This window comes from Streptomyces sp. NPDC048211, assembly GCF_043202315.1.
Classification (GTDB): domain Bacteria; phylum Actinomycetota; class Actinomycetes; order Streptomycetales; family Streptomycetaceae; genus Streptomyces.
On record NZ_JBIDAD010000004.1, the window covers coordinates 171,596 to 188,056 of the forward strand.

The window sequence follows — 16,461 nt, forward strand, 5'->3', positions numbered from 1 at the left end:
GCCGTCCGGCCTTGACGCAGTCCGGCCCCGACGCCGTCCGGCCCATGTGATCTTCTCGGGCTGTCGGCGCGGGCACAGACAGCGACCCGTCAGGACCGCAGGTGAACAGGGATGGCAGGATGCGGTCCGTAGCGACCGGAACTGATCATTCGGTCGGGGTCGGACTGCCGAGCCGCCTCCTCGGCAGGTAATCTCCCGCTCATGTCCCGCCATGTCGCGATCGTCACCGATTCAACGGCCTACCTGCCGCCCCAGGCGATGGAACGGCATGGCATCACCGCAGTGCCACTGACCGTCGTTCTCGGTGATCAGGCGCTGGAGGAGGGCACCGAGATCTCAGCCCGCTCCCTCGCGCTGGCCCTCCAGAAGCGCCGCTCTGTGACGACTTCACGGCCCAGTCCCGAGGTCTTCGCCGCCGCCTACCGCGCGGCCGCCGACGCGGGAGCGAGTGCCATCGTCTCGCTGCATCTGTCGGCGGAGTTCTCCGGCACGTACGACGCGGCCCTCCTCGCGGCGAAGGACGCGCCGGTTCCGGTGCGGGTGGTGGACACCGGGATGGTCGCCATGGCCCTCGGGTTCTGCGCCCTGGCAGCGGCGGAGACCGCGGAGGCGGGCGGCAGCGCGGACGAAGCGGTGGCCGCCGCCGAGAAGCGCGCCGCCGGCACGTCGGCCTACTTCTACGTCGACACACTCGACTACCTGAGACGAGGCGGCCGGATCGGCGCCGCGCAGGCCCTGCTCGGTTCGGCCCTGGCCGTGAAACCGCTCCTTCAGCTGGACGGCGGCCGGATCGAACTGCTGGAGAAGGTACGGACTGCCTCCAAGGCCATCGCGCGGCTGGAAGAGATCGTCGCCGAGCGGGCGGGTGGCGGGCAGGTGGACATCGCTGTGCATCACCTCGCGGCCCCGGAGCGAGCCGAGCGACTGGCCGAGCGGCTGCGCGAGCGGGTTCCCGGCCTGGTCGACCTACATGTCAGCGAGGTGGGCGCGGTCATCGGCGCACACACGGGTCCCGGGCTGCTGGGAGCGGTTATTTCGCCTCGGTGACCTCGCGTTGCCGACCTCGCGTCGCCGACCTCTCGCGCTCGCTGACGTCACTCGTCGGTTCGTCGCTCTCCGGAGTGGTGGAGTTATGCACAACGGCGTGGTTTTCCACCGGAATTGGCTGTGCTCAGCGGGTTCTGGCAGAAGTGCCTAGCGTCATGAGGCATGGCTTCCCGATCACATCGTGCAACCAATCGTGCCGGCAGCGGCCGCGTCAGCCGCCCCGACGGCGGTGGGCGTGGCAGCGGCATCGCCATCGTCAGCCGCCCATTCGGCGGGTCCTCGTCCTGGGGCGGGTCAGGACCCGGTAGCGGGCCGGGGCGCGTCCCGGCCTCGGACGGTCGGGCCCGGAGCGGTGCGGGCACCGGGCCGGGCCGGCGGCGGGCGAGGGGGCGCACCGCCGCGGCCGCAGCTTCGCGCAGTCGAGCGGACGCGCTGATGGCCGGCGGCTACGGGGGGCGGGTCGCGCGGCCGGTGGTGGGGGTGGGCGCGGGGCTGGAGGCGGGGGTGGGCAGGGCTTCGCCGACGGCCGATGCGGCGATGGGCGGGAGTTCGCCGACGGCCGATGGGGCGATGGTGGCGGGACCGGAGATGGCTACGGGAACGGCGGGGGTGGCTGACCCGGAGATGGCTACGGGAACGGCGAGGGCGGCGCGTACGGCGCTGGGTTCTCGCTCCTCAGCGGTAGCTCCTTCCTCAGCGGGGGCGGAACACGGGGGTGCACCCGCGCCGCCGGTAGTGCCGCGGGCGGGGGGTGCACCCGCGGCGCCGGTAGTGCCGCGGGCGGCGATGCGCGCGGCCGCCGCAGCCGGGTCCGGGTCTGCGTCCGCGTCCGCGTCCGCGGCCAGCTGTGCGCCTGCGCCTGCGTTCGTTCCTGCGTCCGCGGCCAGGCCCGCGTCCGCGTCCGGAGTGGCGTCGTCGCCGCTCGTGTCTGCGATGGCGGACGCACCTGCCTCGTCGGGGGGCCGGGTTCCGGATTCCCGTCCGGTGAGCGCGGATTGGCTGCGGAGGGCACTTCCGGCGGTGCGGGAACGACTGCCGCTGTGGCTCCAGCTCAGGTGCGGCCTGGAGCCCAGGACCCTGGCCGCGCTCACCGTCGTCCTGGTCGCTGCAGCGGTGTTCGCCGCGATGCATTTCTGGTCCGAGCGCCCCGCATCCGTACGAGCTCCGGAGCACGTCGGCGAGGCCGTGCACGCGCCCATGGCGGAGCTGGAGGAGGACGGTGGCGCGGGTGGGCCCGGCACGCCGGAGCCGTCTCCCGGGACGCCACCCGCCACCGGTCCGGGCGGTCAGGTCGTGGTGGACGTGAGCGGGAAGGTGAGACGGCCCGGGATCCACCGGCTGCCGGCCGGAGCCAGGGTCGCCGACGCGCTGCGCGTGGCGGGTGGGGCCCGGCCGGGGGTGGACCTCGACAGCCTCAACCGGGCCCGGGTTCTCATGGACGGGGAACAGATCATCGTGGGCGCCCCGCCAGGCCCGCCCGCCGCAGGCGCTGGGGGCGTCGCCCCCACCGCCGCCGGACCGGTGAGCCTCAACACCGCGACGGTGGAACAGCTCGATACCCTGCCGGGCGTCGGTCCCGTGCTCGCCCAGCACATCATCGACTACCGCACCCAGCACGGAGGTTTCCGGTCCGTCGACGAGCTCCGCGAAGTCAACGGCATCGGCGACCGCCGATTCACCGATCTCCAGCCACTGGTGCGACCGTGAGTGCCCAGGACGTCCACACGGCATCGGGCCGTCGGCTGGGCAGCTCCCACCCGCGACAGGAAGGTCCGGTCGACCTGCGGCTGGTCCCGCCGGCCCTGGCGGCCTGGGCGGGCGCCGCACCGGCCCTGGACGCGCCCGGCCACTGGGTGGCGGTGGGCGTGGTGTTCTGCGTCGGGGCAGCCATGGTCCTCCTGGCCGTACCCGGCTTCCGCCCGGACTTCCGCCCGCCCTTCCGCGCGGGGTTCGCGGTGGGGTTCGCGGCTGGGAAGGACCATGAGGAGAGCGGCGGCGGTGGCCGATGGCGGCTGCACACCACGGCTGTCGCGGCGGTGCTGCTCTGCGCGGCAGCCGGGGCGGCCTCCGCCGGTCTGCACAGGGCCGATGCGCGACAGGGGCCGGTGCCCGGGCTGGCCGGGCGGTTCGCGCGCATCGACGCGGAGGTCACCCTGACCTCCGATGCCCGCCGCACGGCCCCCCGAGTGCGCGGCGACCACAGCACCCCCGCCTCCCTGCTCCTGGACGGGGAGATCGTCCGGCTGGCGAGACCCGGTGGTACAGCCGTCCGGCTGCGTACGCCGGTACTGGTCATCGTCACGCCCGCAGGTGCTGCCGGACAGTGGCAACGGCTGCTTCCCTCCACGCGGCTGCGGGTCAGCGGCCGGCTGGCCCCGCCACTGCACGGCGGGGAGCGCGCCACCGCCGTGTTGCGCGCCGAAGGAAAGGGGCCGCCCCGCGTCATCGGCCCGCCGAGCCGGCTCCAGCGCACGGCGGGCGGATTGCGGGCGGGCCTGCGTACGGCGACGGAGGGGCTCGGCCCCGATGCGCGGGCGCTCCTGCCCGGACTGGTCGTCGGCGACACCACGCGCGTCACACCGGAACTGCACGAGGCATTCCGGGCGACCGACCTCACCCACCTCATGGCGGTGTCGGGTGCCAACCTGGCGATCCTGCTCGTCCTGCTCATCGGACCGCCCGGCAGCGCCCTGCGCGTCGAACGCCGCGGACTGGCACCCGCGTGGGGCATCTCCCTGCGGGGGACCGCTCTGCTCGGCGGCGGACTCACCCTCGCCTTCGTGCTCGTGTGCCGGCCGGAACCGAGCGTGCTGCGGGCTGCGGCCTGCGGTCTGATCACTCTGCTGGCCATTGGTACCGGGCGGCGCAGATCGTTGATTCCCGCGCTGGCCGCCGCTGTTCTGCTCTTGGTGCTCTACGACCCATGGCTGGCGCGCAGTTACGGCTTCGTGCTGTCGGTGCTCGCCACCGGCGCCCTCCTGACCCTGGCCCCGCGATGGAGCGAGGCGCTGCAACGACGCCGGGTGCCCGTGCGGTTGGCGGAGGCGCTGGCTGCCGCGGCTGCGGCGCAGGCCGTGTGCTCGCCCGTCGTGGTGCTGCTCGCCTCCCGGGTGAGTCTGGTGGCGATCCCGTGCAATCTGCTGGCCGAGTTCGCGGTGGCGCCCGCCACGGTGCTCGGGTTCGCCGTGCTGGCCCTGGCGCCGGTGACCATGGCGGGCGCCGAGCTGCTCGCCCGGGTGGCGGGGTGGCCGACGGAGTGGATCGCCGCCGTGGCCCGGACCGGAGCCGGGCTCCCCGGGGCGGAGGCCGACTGGCCCGACGGGCGGCCGGGGGCGCTGCTGCTGGCCGCGCTGACCGTGCTCCTGGTGCTGTTCGCGCGGCGCATCGGGCGCCATCCCTGGCTCTGTTCGGCCGCCGCACTGCTGCTCGTCCTGGCCGTGCTCCGGCCGGTGCCACTGACCCGGGTGCTGACCGGATGGCCGCCGCCCGGCTGGGCGCTCGCGATGTGCGACGTCGGTCAGGGGGATGCCGTGGTGCTCGCGGCGGGCCCCGGTGCGGGTGTGGTCGTCGACGCCGGACCCGATCCCCGGCTCGCCGACCGGTGCCTGCGCGACCTGGCCGTCACCCGCATCCCACTGCTGCTGCTCACCCACTTCCACGCCGACCACGTGCGCGGCCTGCCCGGTGTGCTGCGGGGCAGAACGGTGGGCACGATCCAGACGACGAACCTGGACGAACCCCCGGAACAGGCGGCGTTCGTCCGGAGAACGGCCGCGGCGGCCGGCATCCCCGTGACGGGCGCCGCCCTTGGTGAGCGGCGCCGGATCGGAGCGCTCACATGGCAGGTGCTGTGGCCGCCGGGAGGCCCGACCACCGCGACGGGCCCAGCCGCCGGGCCCCTATCGGAGGAGCCGAACGACGCCAGCGTCACCCTGCTCGTACGGACCGGCGGGATCACGCTGCTCCTCCTCGGCGACCTCGAACCTCCGTCCCAGCAGGGCCTGTTGCGCAGCAGCCCCGCGTTGCCGAGGGTGGATGTGCTCAAGGTCGCCCACCATGGCTCCGCGCACCAGGACGCGGCACTGCTCCGCAGCACACACCCGAGGCTCGCGCTGGTGAGCGTGGGCCGGGACAATCCGTACGGGCACCCTGCCGCGCGGACGGTCGAGGCGCTCAGATCCGGGGGAGCGGTGGTCCTCCGCACCGACCGGGACGGTGCGATCGCGGTGACGGGTGCCGGGCCGGGGCTGAGGGCGGTGGGGCGGTCATGACGGTGCACCGGGCCGGGTTTGCCGGTAGTGGGGCGGCCGTCGGCGGCCGGGCCGGAGCTGAGGGCGGTGGGGCGGTCATGACCGGGCGTTCACTCCAGCCATCGGCCGTCCGCCATCAGTTCGCGTCCGGCGAGTTCGTTCGCCTCCCGCCACGCTCTCACCGCGTACGGAGTGAAACGCAGGTACACCCAGGAGGTACGGCCCCGCACATCCCAGTCGAGCTTCGCGGCGAACGCGTCGCCCGACTCCGCAGGAAGGTCCGCGCCCTCGACGACCTCCACCGTCGCCTCGATGAGGACCACATCGCGGGTGGGGCCCAGTGCGATTCTGGCCCGCCCGTCCGGCGTCACGTTGACGGCCGTCGGATTGGTACGCCGGGTGGCCATCAGCAAGGTCCCCCGGTCCCACACGAACGAAAGCGGCACCAGAGTCGGTACTCCGTCGGCCGAGGCGGTCGACACCCAGGCGTCCGTGTCCTTCTCCAGGTGATCGAGTACATCCTGCTTGCGCTGTTCGCGGCTGCGCGCCGGCTCAGGACTGGTCATGGCCGTCACGCTAGTGAAGGCGCCCCGCATCGCACCTCCGTCGCCGGACCTACGACCACCGGCTTATGGCAGGCCGCCGCTCCCCGGGACAGACTGCCCGCATGGACCCGCACCTTCCGCAGACCATCGACGCCTACCTGGCGCGCATCGGCACCGTCCGCCCCGCCCGGCCCGATGCCGAGGCGCTGCGCGAGCTGCAACTGCGCCACCTCGTCGCCGTGCCCTTCGAGAACCTCTCGATCCACCTCGGCGAGGACATCGTGCTGGAGGAGGAGGCGCTCCTCGACAAGGTCGTGGCGGACCGGCGCGGCGGGTTCTGCTACGAACTCAACGGCGCCTTCGCCGTATTGCTGCGGTCGCTCGGCTTCCGCGTCACGCTGCTCCAGGCGCGGGTCCACGGTGAAGCAGGGCGGCTCGGCATCCCGTACGACCACATGGCGCTGCGGGTCGAGACGGATGACGGCACCGGGCCCTGGCTCGCCGATGTCGGCTTCGGCGACCACGCCCAGCAGCCTCTCGTGCTCGACGACCGCACGGACCAGGTGGACCCGCGCGGCACCTTCCGGATCGCGCAGGCCCCCGCCGGGGGTGGCGAGGACTACGGGGACGTCGAAGTGCTGCGGGATGGCGTGCCCCAGTTCCGGCTGGACCCGCGGCCCCGTGCGCTGGACGACTTCCGGGCCGGAGCCTGGTACCACCGGACCTCACCCGATTCCGGTTTCACCCGGTCGCCGGTCTGCTCGCGCTTCACCGTCACCGGGCGGATCACACTCAAAGGCCGACGGCTGCTTACGACGGTGGGCACGGAGCGCCACGAGACGCGGCTGGGAAGCGACGAGGAAGTACTCGCCGCCTACCGCGACCACTTCGGAGTGCTCCTCGAACGGCTTCCGCCCGAAGGAGGTGTCGCCGTTTCCGCGCCGAATGGGTGACACACACAAACGGAACGATCAATTCGGACCTTCGGTAACACCTCCACCCAAGTTCATGCGAGCTGCTCTGTTTGCCTCGAACGCCACAATGGTGATCGAATGCATGCTCGTCGGCGGGCCGCTGCTCCGACAACGACGTCCAGTTCTCCGGCCCGAGGTGAAACCGCCCCCGGGAGTGCGTGGAGATGTTCGGCCGTTGGCTCGGAAACAAGGGTGCGACGGGTGCCGTACGCGGCAACGCCCTCGCCGGACTTGCCGTACCGGACTCCGCGGGTGTCCTCAGCTGCCGGGTGCTCGACCCCGTCAACGAGGCGGTGCGGCAGGCGGAGTTCATTGTCACGGATGCTGCGGGACGCAAGATCGTCGGCGGGGAGACGGACCCGTTCGGCAATGTCCTCGCCACGGTGCCGGCGGGGGATTACCGGCTGGCTGTCACGGCGGAGGGGTTCACCCCGTTCCACGGTTCGGCCGCGGTTTCAGAAGGCGCTCACGCGGGCCTGGGCGATGTGACCCTGCAGGTCTCCGCACCCCCGCAACTGCCCGACCCGGGCGAGTGGGAGATCGAGCCGATGCACTCCCAGATCGGTTTCACGGCCCGGCACATCGGGATGGCCCGCATCCACGGCCGGTTCAACAACTTCGCCGGTGCGGTCCGGATCGCCGACCGCATGGAGAACTCGGCGATGCACGTGATCATCGACGCGGCCTCGATCGACACGAACGTCCAGATGCGCGACGACCACCTGCGCTCGGGCGACTTCCTCGACGTGGGCCGCTATCCGACGCTGGAGTTCTACAGCGACCGTTTCGTGCACCGGGGCGGCACCCGCTGGGGTGTGAGCGGTGCGCTCACCCTGCACGGGGTGAGCCGCACGGTGACGTTGGACACCCAGTACCTCGGCATCGGCAACGGCCTGGAGGGCGAGACCCGCGCCGCCTGCCGCGCCACCACCGAGCTGCACCGTGAGGACTTCACCCTCACCTGGCAGACGATGCTGGCCCGTGGCATCGCCGCGGTCGGCTCCAGCATCTCCATCGACATGGACATCCAGATCGTTCCGAAGAGCTGACCGACCCGGTGGTGCCCGCCTTCGGGCACCACCTCGGAGCGCTGTCCCGGAGCAGCCACTCCGGGACAGCGCTCAGGGAGCCTCCAGCCAGCCCTCGTACTCGGCGGCGAACGCATCGAGTGCCGTGGAGTCCAGGCGCCGGTCCGGATCCTCCACGACCACCAGCCACTGGGCGTCCTCGGCGTCGTCCTCACCGGCCAGTGCGTCGCGTACGAGCTGCGGCTCCTCGGCGACCCCGAACCGGTCGTGCAGCTCTTCGGCCGCCTCCTCCGCGGCATCGCGGTCGGGCAGCACCAGTACATGTCTCACATCGCTCACCCGCCCATTCTCGGGTACGTGCCGAGGGGCCCCGGCCGCAGCCCGGCTGTCAGTGGCCCGTGGGATGCTGGACGGCGATGGCCACCAGAAGGAATTCCACCGACGACCCGCTCGCCCCTCTCACGCTCGCCGTGGGGCAGGAGGACCTGCTCCTGGACCGCGCCGTGCAGCAGGTGGTGGCGGCGGCCCGGGCAGCCGACGCCGACACGGACGTCCGGGACCTCACCTCCGACCAGCTCCAGCCGGGCACTCTCGCCGAGCTGACGAGCCCTTCGCTCTTCGCCGAGCGCAAGGTGGTGATCGTGCGCAACGCGCAGGATCTCTCCGCCGACACGATCAAGGACGTCAAGAAGTATCTCGACGACCCGGTCGAGGAGATCACCCTCATGCTGCTGCACGCGGGCGGCGCCAAGGGCAAGGGACTGCTCGACGCGGCGCGCAAGGCCGGAGCGCGAGAGGTGGCGTGTCCGAAGACCACCAAGCCCGCCGAGCGCCTCTCCTTCGTACGGGGCGAGTTCCGGACGCTCGGACGCTCCGCCACGCCCGAGGCGTGCCAGGCGCTGGTCGACTCCATCGGCAGTGATCTGCGGGAGCTGGCGAGTGCGGCGTCACAACTTGTCGCGGACGTCGAAGGCACGATCGACGAAGCCGTCGTCGGGCGCTACTACACGGGGCGCGCGGAGGCGTCGAGCTTCACGGTCGCCGACCGCGCGGTCGAGGGGCGGGCCGCGGAGGCCCTGGAGGCCCTGCGCTGGTCACTGTCGACCGGTGTGGCCCCGGTCCTGATCACCAGCGCACTCGCCCAGGGGGTTAGGGCGATCGGCAAGCTCTCGTCGGCACGCGGGGGGCGGCCGGCGGATCTTGCCCGTGAGCTGGGCATGCCCCCCTGGAAGATCGACCGCGTGCGCCAGCAGATGCGGGGATGGACGCCGGACGGGGTAGCGGTGGCACTGCGGGCGGTCGCGGACGCCGACGCGGGCGTCAAGGGCGGCGGTGACGACCCGGAGTACGCGCTGGAGAAGGCCGTGGTCGCGGTGGCCCGGGCCGCGCGGGCTGGGCGATAGGCCCCGGCGGGTTGGTGGGCCCGGCGGGTGCGGGTTCCCGGAAGGCCGGGGCATTCCCTCAACGGCCGAGCGGGCTCGAACGTGCTGTTCGGGCGTCTGCAGTCGCCGGACGGGCTTGAAGCTGCGGTACTGGCGTCCTCGATCGCCGGCCGACTGGAGTCGGTCGCGCTGGATGCACCGCACCCTCCAGCCCTCACGGTGCGAGCCCCGCTGCAACGGCCCGCTGCAACGCCGCGTGCGAGCCCCGCTGCAATGCCACGCGCGAGCCCCGAGCTCACACAAGAGCCCCGCTCCCGCGCACACGCACACGCACACGCACGGGCATGCCGAAGGCCCCGGTCGACCCCCTGGGGAGGGGGACGACCGGGGCCTTCGTTCTGTGCTTGGTGCGCCGCACCCGCGTGGCGAACGCAGGTTCGGTGTGCGGCGCGGGGTGCCGGTCAGGAGCGGGAGAGAGGGCCCGCTTGGTCCGTTCCGGCGATCACATCAGAATGCTCAGCCCTGGAGGGTGGCAACCTTGGTGGCCAGCGCCGACTTCTTGTTGGCGGCGGCGTTCTTGTGGATGACACCCTTCGAGACAGCCTTGTCGAGAGCGCGCGAAGCGTCGCGAACGGCCACAGTGGCCTTCTCGACGTCGCCCGCAACGACGGCCTCGCGGGCCTTGCGGATCGCGGTCTTGAGCGAGGACTTGACGGCCTTGTTACGCAGGCGCGCCTTCTCGTTCGTCTTGTTCCGCTTGATCTGGGACTTGATGTTCGCCACGAAAGAGCCTTTTCAGGTTCGTTGGATCTTCGATGTGTGTCCTTGCGGCCCGAGAGCCACGAGGCACAGCTGTCCACGGTAGCAGCCGCACTCCGACCGGCCCAAACCGGTCTTCACCCCGCAGGCGTGGGACGATGGAGGCTACGTACAGATCCGACCGACCCGACATCGACCCGAGACACGGCGTTCGGCGTCTCAAGAATCAGGACCCTGCGTGCCCGCGACTCCTCTCCACGTGCCCGAGCCGAGCCGTACCGACCCGGCGCTGATCCGCAATTTCTGCATCATCGCGCACATCGACCACGGCAAGTCGACCCTTGCCGACCGGATGCTCCAGCTGACCGGTGTGGTCGACCAGCGGCAGATGCGCGCTCAGTACCTCGACCGGATGGACATCGAGCGCGAGCGTGGCATCACCATCAAGTCACAGGCGGTGCGACTGCCCTGGGCTCCCACGACCGGCGAGGGCGAGGGCAGCACCCACATCCTCAACATGATCGACACTCCGGGACACGTCGACTTCACCTACGAGGTCTCCCGGTCGCTGGCTGCCTGTGAGGGCACGGTCCTGCTGGTCGACGCCGCGCAGGGCATCGAGGCCCAGACGCTGGCCAACCTCTACCTGGCGATGGAGAACGACCTCACCATCGTCCCGGTGCTCAACAAGATCGACCTGCCGGCCGCCCAGCCCGAGAAGTTCTCCGAGGAGCTGGCCAACCTCATCGGCTGCCAGCCGGAGGACGTCCTCAAGGTCTCCGCGAAGACCGGGGTCGGCGTGGACGCGCTGCTGGACCGGGTGGTCCGGGACGTCCCGGCGCCCGTCGGCAAGGCCGATGCCCCGGCCCGCGCGATGATCTTCGACTCCGTCTACGACGCGTACCGCGGTGTCGTCACGTACGTCCGTGTCGTCGACGGCCAGCTGAACAAGCGTGAGCGCATCCGGATGATGTCGACCGGAGCCACCCACGAGCTGCTGGAGATCGGGGTGTCCTCCCCGGAGATGACCCCGTCCGACGGCATCGGCGTCGGTGAGGTCGGCTACATCATCACCGGTGTGAAGGACGTCCGGCAGTCCAAGGTCGGTGACACGATCACCTCCCTGAACAACGGGGCGAGCGAGGCGCTGGGCGGTTACAAGGACCCCAAGCCGATGGTGTTCTCGGGTCTGTACCCGCTGGACGGATCGGACTACCCGGACCTGCGCGAGGCGCTGGACAAGCTCCAGCTCAACGACGCCGCCCTGGTGTACGAGCCGGAGACCTCCGCCGCGCTCGGTTTCGGCTTCCGCGTCGGCTTCCTCGGCCTGCTCCACCTCGACGTGGTCCGCGAGCGGCTGGAGCGCGAGTTCGGTCTCGACCTCATCGCGACCGCCCCCAACGTGGTCTACCGCGTCGAGATGGAGGACGGTACCGAGCACACCGTCACCAACCCGAGTGAATTCCCCGAGGGCAAGATCGACAAGGTGCACGAGCCGGTCGTCCGGGCCACGGTCCTGGCGCCCAGCGAGTTCATCGGCGCGATCATGGAGCTCTGCCAGCAGCGCCGCGGCACCCTCCTCGGCATGGACTACCTCTCCGAGGACCGGGTCGAGATCCGCTACACCCTGCCGCTCGCCGAGATCGTCTTCGACTTCTTCGACCAGCTGAAGTCCAAGACCCGGGGTTACGCCTCGCTCGACTACGAGCCCACCGGTGAGCAGTCCGCCCAGCTCGTCAAGGTCGACATCCTGCTGCACGGCGACAAGGTCGACGCCTTCTCCGCGGTCACGCACAAGGACAAGGCGTACGCGTACGGCGTCCGGCTCGTCGCCAAGCTGCAGAAGCTCATCCCGCGGCAGAACTTCGAGGTGCCGATCCAGGCGGCCATCGGCTCCCGGGTCATCGCCCGTGAGACGGTCCGCGCCATCCGCAAGGACGTCCTCGCCAAGTGCTACGGCGGTGACATCTCCCGTAAGCGGAAGCTGCTGGAGAAGCAGAAGGAAGGCAAGAAGCGGATGAAGATGGTCGGCAACGTGGAGGTGCCGCAGGACGCGTTCATCTCCGTGCTGTCGACCGACGAGTCCGCCGGGGAGACCAAGGCCAAGAAGTAGTACGGAGGCGTGGGGCGAGAGGCGGCACGGCGCTTCGCCCCCACGTCCTACCGGCCGGTAGACGCACGGGTCCCCGCATCGCAGAACGCTGCGCCGCGGGGGCCCGTTCGTTATGAAGCGGCGTCCCGCTGCCTCTTACGCGGGGCGCGCGGGCGCTTTACTCTGATCACGGCTTCGTAGTTACTCGCCAGTTAAACAAGCAGGATCAAGCACGCAGACGTAAGCGGAGAGCGCACCGCAACCAGCAGCCCGTCGTGAAGCACTGCCGCAGGCCCGGAGGATGTCGTGAGCGACACACAGACCATGATCGAGAACCGTCCGCCCTCCGTGGCGACCCTCTTCATCGACCGGGTGGCAGCCACCCCGGACGGAGAGGCCTACCGCTACCCCGTCCCCGCGGCCGCCGGTGAGGGTCCCGACGAGTGGAAGTCGCTCAGCTGGGCGCAGGCCGCCGAACGGGTCTATGCCGTGGCGGCCGGGCTGATCGCTCTGGGCGTGCAACCGGAGGAGCGCGTCGCACTCGCCGCGAGCACCCGGGTCGAATGGATCCTGACCGACCTCGGGGTCATGTGCGCGGGCGCCGCGACCACCACGATCTACCCCTCGACGAACGCGGAGGAGTCGGCGTTCATCCTCGCCGACTCCGAGAGCAGGGTGCTGATCGCCGAGGACGCCGCGCAGCTGGCCAAGGCCCGCGAGCGCCGCGCCGAGCTGCCGAACCTCGCGCACGTCGTCGTCATCGACGCCGAGGGCGCCGGACCGGCCGAGGGCGACCCGGAGGGCTGGCTGCTCACGCTGGCCGACCTGGAGGCCCTGGGCACCGAGCACCTGGCGAAGAACCCGGCCGCGATCACCGAGCGGGTCGACGCGATCACCCCCGAGCAGCTGGCGACCCTCATCTACACCTCGGGCACCACCGGCCGCCCCAAGGGCGTACGGCTGCCGCACGACAACTGGTCGTACATGGCCAAGGCGATCCTCGCCACCGGGCTGATCAGCAAGGACGACGTCCAGTACCTCTGGCTGCCGCTCGCGCACGTCTTCGGCAAGGTCCTCACCTCCGGCCAGATCGAGGCGGGACACGTGACCGCCGTCGACGGCCGGGTCGACAAGATCATCGAGAACCTGCCCATCGTCCAGCCGACGTACATGGCGGCCGTCCCGCGCATCTTCGAGAAGGTCTACAACGGCGTCGCGGCCAAGGCCCGCGCCGGTGGCGGGGCCAAGTACAAGATCTTCCTCTGGGCGGCCGGGGTCGCCCGCGAGTACGCGAAGGTCTCCCAGGACAACTTCCGGCGCACCGGCACCGCCTCCGTGCCCTTCGCGCTCGGCGCCAAGCACAAGGTGGCCGACACCCTCGTCTTCGCCAAGATCCGCGAGGCGTTCGGCGGCCGGCTCCGCGCCTGCATCTCCGGCTCCGCCGCACTCGCCCCCGAGATCGGCTTCTTCTTCGCCGGCGCCGGCATCCACATCCTGGAGGGCTACGGCCTCACCGAGACGAGCGCGGCGTCCTTCGTCAACCCGGGCGAGGCCTATCGCACCGGCACCGTCGGCAAGCCCCTGCCCGGCACCGAGGTCCGGATCGCCGACGACGGCGAGATCCTCCTGCGCAGCCCCGGCGTGATGCAGGGGTACCAGGGGCTGCCGGAGAAGTCGGCCGAGGTGCTGGAGGCCGACGGCTGGTTCCACACCGGCGACATCGGCGAACTGTCCGTGGACGGCTATCTGCGGATCACCGACCGCAAGAAGGACCTGATCAAGACGTCCGGCGGCAAGTACATCGCGCCGGCCGAGGTCGAGGGCCAGTTCAAGGCGGTCTGCCCGTTCGTCTCCAACATCCTGGTGCACGGCGCGGACCGTAACTTCTGCACCGCGCTCATCGCCCTCGACGAGCCGACCATCCTCGGCTGGGCCGCCGAGAACGGCATGGAGGGGAAGTCGTACGCGGACGTCGTGTCCTCCCCGCAGACCGTCGCGCTCATCGACGGCTACGTGAAGCGCCTCAACGAGGGGCTGCAGCGCTGGCAGACCATCAAGCAGTTCCGGCTGCTCCCGCGCGACCTCGACATCGAGCACGGCGAGGTCACCCCCAGCCTCAAGCTGAAGCGGCCGGTCGTCGAGCGCATCTACAAGGACCTGATCGACGGCATGTACGCGGGCTCCCGCGAGGCGTAGCGGCCGGCCTTACGGCCTGCTCCCGGCAACCGGCCCCCGCGTCACGGACGCGGGGGCCGGACCTCGTCCGGGGGCTGTGTTCTCCTACCCACTTCCGTAACTCGTCGCGTATGCGAGGGGCCGATCTGTCACTCTGTCCGTGTCGTCAGCGGCGCATAGGGCCTGTACCGAGTTACCCCGTGGCGTCGCGGGGCAACTCGACACAGACCCTGACGGAGAACAGACAGAGCGAGAACAGGTCAGGAGCCGCCCTGTGGGGTCCATTCCCTTGCAGCGGGACATCGTGCAACGTCCCGGAACCACTGGCGCGTCCACGGGCGCACAGCCCGTCGCCCGGACGAGCCTGCCCGGGAACCTGCTCGCGCCTTCCGCGGCCCGGCGGTTCGTCGCGGCGGCCCTCGCCGAGTGGAGCGGGCTCGGACTGCCCGCGGCCGTCGGCTTCAGCGAGCGGCTGTCCGACGACGCGGCGGTCGTCGTCAGCGAACTCGTCACCAACGCCGTCGTGCACGCCGGGACCAACGTCGAACTGCTCTTCCGGCTGGAGGAGGCGACCGAGGACGAGGCCTCCGCCCTCGTCCTGGAGGTCTCCGACCACCACCCGGCCCGTGCCGTGCGCAGCGACCGGCCCGAGGAGAACGGCCCCGGAGGCGAGGATGGGCCGGGGGAGCCCGCCGAGTACGGGCGCGGCCTGGAGCTCGTCGCCACCCTCGCCGAACGCTGGGGCATCACCTACCGCACCGGCCTCAAGACCGTCTGGGCCCGGCTCCCCGTCGACGACTGGAACCCCTTCCCCGACGCCCGCCCGGAGGCCGGATTCCAGCGCGGACTGCGCGCCGCCGAACTCCTCGCCCCCACCGCCCGCCGCGCCCTGCGCGACGACGCGGACTGGGCGGGCCGCGGGGCGCTGTCGTTCCTCGCCGAGGCCTCGGACCTGCTGGCCGGCCAGCTCGACGAGGACATCGTGGCCGCCCTCGCCGGACAGTTACTCGTCCCGCGGCTCGCCGACTGGTGCGCGATCTGGCTGGAACCCGAGACCGCGGGGCGTGCGGCCGTCCCGCGGCTCGCCAAGGTCTGGCACGTCGACGAGACCCGGATCCAGCCGCTGCGCACCCTGCTGGAGGGCGACCCCCTCCGGCTTCCCGAGCGGGTCGGGACCGGACCCGTCTCCATGCCGTGGCCCGGCAGCGTCGAGGACGGCGGACAGCCGGACGGGGCCGAAGGTGTCGCCCTCGCCTACCGGATCACCTCGGGCGGCCGCACCCTCGGCGCCGTCTACCTCGGCCGTGAAGGCATCGCCCGCGTCCCCGACGAGGTCACGGCGCTCATCGAGGACTTCGTACGCAGGGTCGGTCTCGCCGTCGGCGCCGCCCGCGCCTACACCCGCCAGGCCACCATCAGCCGCATCCTCCAGCGCGGACTGCTGCCCAGCAAGGTCGCCGACATACCGGGCGTCGTCAGCTCCCTGGTCTACGAGCCCAGCGACGACGGCGTGGTCGGGGGTGACTTCTACGACATCTTCCCGTGCCCGGGCGACCGCTGGTGCTTCGTCCTCGGCGACGTCCAGGGCAGCGGCCCCGAAGCGGCCGTCGTGACCGGGCTGGCCCGCCCCTGGCTGCGGCTGCTGGCCCGGGAAGGCTTCCAGGCCGACGAGGTCCTGGTCCGCCTCAACCGGCTGCTCCTCGACGACGCGATGGAGGCCGCCGAGGCGGCCGCGCTCATGGTCGCCGCCGCCGGAGGCCAGCACTCGGCGGACAGCGGACAGTCCCGGTTCCTGTCCCTGCTGTACGGGGAGCTCGTGCCGCTGGCCGGCGGCGGCGCGCGCTGCACCCTGGTCAGTGCGGGGCACCCGCTGCCGCTGCTGCTGCGCCCCGACGGCACGGTGCGCCCGGCCGCCGAACCCCAGTTGCTTCTCGGTGTCATGGACGACGCCGTGTACGAGACCCAGAGCTTCGACCTGGCCCCCGGCGACAGCCTCCTGTGCGTCACCGACGGAGTGACGGAACGGCGCTCGGGGCCGCTGATGTTCGATGACGGCGACGGGCTGGCCCAGGCGCTCTCCGGCTGCGCGGGGCTGACCGCGGAGGGGATCGCGGACCGCATCAAGCACGCCGTGCACGCCTTCGCCGAGCGCCCGCCGGACGACGATCTGGCCCTGCTGGTCCTTCAGGCGCAGTAACCCCGCGCCGGG

Annotated in this window: 12 protein-coding genes; 9 read left to right on the forward strand and 3 right to left on the reverse strand. The window is 71.5% G+C overall.

Annotation, left to right across the window (positions count from 1 at the left end; genetic code table 11):
• Positions 1–201 precede the first annotated feature (201 nt).
• The 3 genes from ACGFZA_RS17080 to ACGFZA_RS17090 all read left to right on the forward strand — a co-directional run bounded on the left by ACGFZA_RS17080 (position 202) and on the right by ACGFZA_RS17090 (position 5,318).
• A complete protein-coding gene (locus tag ACGFZA_RS17080; protein ID WP_393679895.1) occupies positions 202–1,047 on the forward strand; it encodes a DegV family protein in 846 nt (281 codons plus the stop codon).
• 1,020 nt (positions 1,048–2,067) lie between these two features.
• Positions 2,068–2,754: a helix-hairpin-helix domain-containing protein gene (locus tag ACGFZA_RS17085; RefSeq protein ID WP_385270773.1), complete on the forward strand. Its 687-nt coding sequence runs from the start codon at positions 2,068–2,070 to the stop codon at positions 2,752–2,754.
• A complete protein-coding gene (locus ACGFZA_RS17090; RefSeq protein WP_393679897.1) occupies positions 2,751–5,318 on the forward strand; it encodes a ComEC/Rec2 family competence protein in 2,568 nt (855 codons plus the stop codon). Before ACGFZA_RS17085 ends, ACGFZA_RS17090 begins: the two co-directional genes overlap by 4 nt.
• A gap of 89 nt (positions 5,319–5,407) precedes the next feature.
• Here the strand turns inward: ACGFZA_RS17090 and ACGFZA_RS17095 are convergent, their stop codons facing one another.
• On the reverse strand, positions 5,408–5,863 hold the full coding sequence (locus ACGFZA_RS17095; protein ID WP_393679899.1) for a pyridoxamine 5'-phosphate oxidase family protein: 456 nt from the start codon (positions 5,861–5,863) through the stop codon (positions 5,408–5,410).
• A 101-nt stretch (positions 5,864–5,964) separates the two neighbouring features.
• Between ACGFZA_RS17095 and ACGFZA_RS17100 the strand changes: the two genes are divergently transcribed.
• Together ACGFZA_RS17100 and ACGFZA_RS17105 are read left to right on the forward strand one after the other, a co-directional pair.
• Entirely contained in the window at positions 5,965–6,795 is an 831-nt protein-coding gene (locus ACGFZA_RS17100; RefSeq protein ID WP_385270598.1) for an arylamine N-acetyltransferase, read from the forward strand.
• A gap of 185 nt (positions 6,796–6,980) precedes the next feature.
• Complete coding sequence (locus ACGFZA_RS17105) at positions 6,981–7,865, forward strand: YceI family protein (protein ID WP_393679902.1); 885 nt, start codon at positions 6,981–6,983, stop codon at positions 7,863–7,865.
• 72 nt (positions 7,866–7,937) lie between these two features.
• Here ACGFZA_RS17105 and ACGFZA_RS17110 read toward each other — a convergent pair whose 3' ends face one another.
• A complete protein-coding gene (locus ACGFZA_RS17110) occupies positions 7,938–8,183 on the reverse strand; it encodes a hypothetical protein (protein ID WP_385270592.1) in 246 nt (81 codons plus the stop codon).
• A 77-nt stretch (positions 8,184–8,260) separates the two neighbouring features.
• On the opposite strand from ACGFZA_RS17110, the gene holA reads away from it, so the two are divergent.
• Positions 8,261–9,247: a DNA polymerase III subunit delta gene (gene holA, locus ACGFZA_RS17115; RefSeq protein WP_385270589.1), complete on the forward strand. Its 987-nt coding sequence runs from the start codon at positions 8,261–8,263 to the stop codon at positions 9,245–9,247.
• 495 nt (positions 9,248–9,742) lie between these two features.
• Here the strand turns inward: holA and rpsT are convergent, their stop codons facing one another.
• On the reverse strand, positions 9,743–10,009 hold the full coding sequence (rpsT, locus tag ACGFZA_RS17120; RefSeq protein WP_266778644.1) for a 30S ribosomal protein S20: 267 nt from the start codon (positions 10,007–10,009) through the stop codon (positions 9,743–9,745).
• 214 nt (positions 10,010–10,223) lie between these two features.
• On the opposite strand from rpsT, the gene lepA reads away from it, so the two are divergent.
• The 3 genes from lepA (at position 10,224) to ACGFZA_RS17135 (ending at position 16,449) form a co-directional block, all read left to right on the forward strand.
• Positions 10,224–12,098 carry a translation elongation factor 4 gene (gene lepA, locus ACGFZA_RS17125; protein ID WP_393679905.1) on the forward strand — a complete coding sequence of 625 codons (1,875 nt, stop codon included), beginning with the start codon at positions 10,224–10,226 and terminating at the stop codon, positions 12,096–12,098.
• A gap of 285 nt (positions 12,099–12,383) precedes the next feature.
• Positions 12,384–14,273 carry an AMP-dependent synthetase/ligase gene (locus tag ACGFZA_RS17130; protein ID WP_385270582.1) on the forward strand — a complete coding sequence of 630 codons (1,890 nt, stop codon included), beginning with the start codon at positions 12,384–12,386 and terminating at the stop codon, positions 14,271–14,273.
• A gap of 268 nt (positions 14,274–14,541) precedes the next feature.
• Positions 14,542–16,449, forward strand: a complete 1,908-nt coding sequence (locus ACGFZA_RS17135; RefSeq protein ID WP_385271873.1) for a SpoIIE family protein phosphatase — start codon at positions 14,542–14,544, stop codon at positions 16,447–16,449.
• The last annotated feature ends 12 nt before the right edge of the window (positions 16,450–16,461 follow it).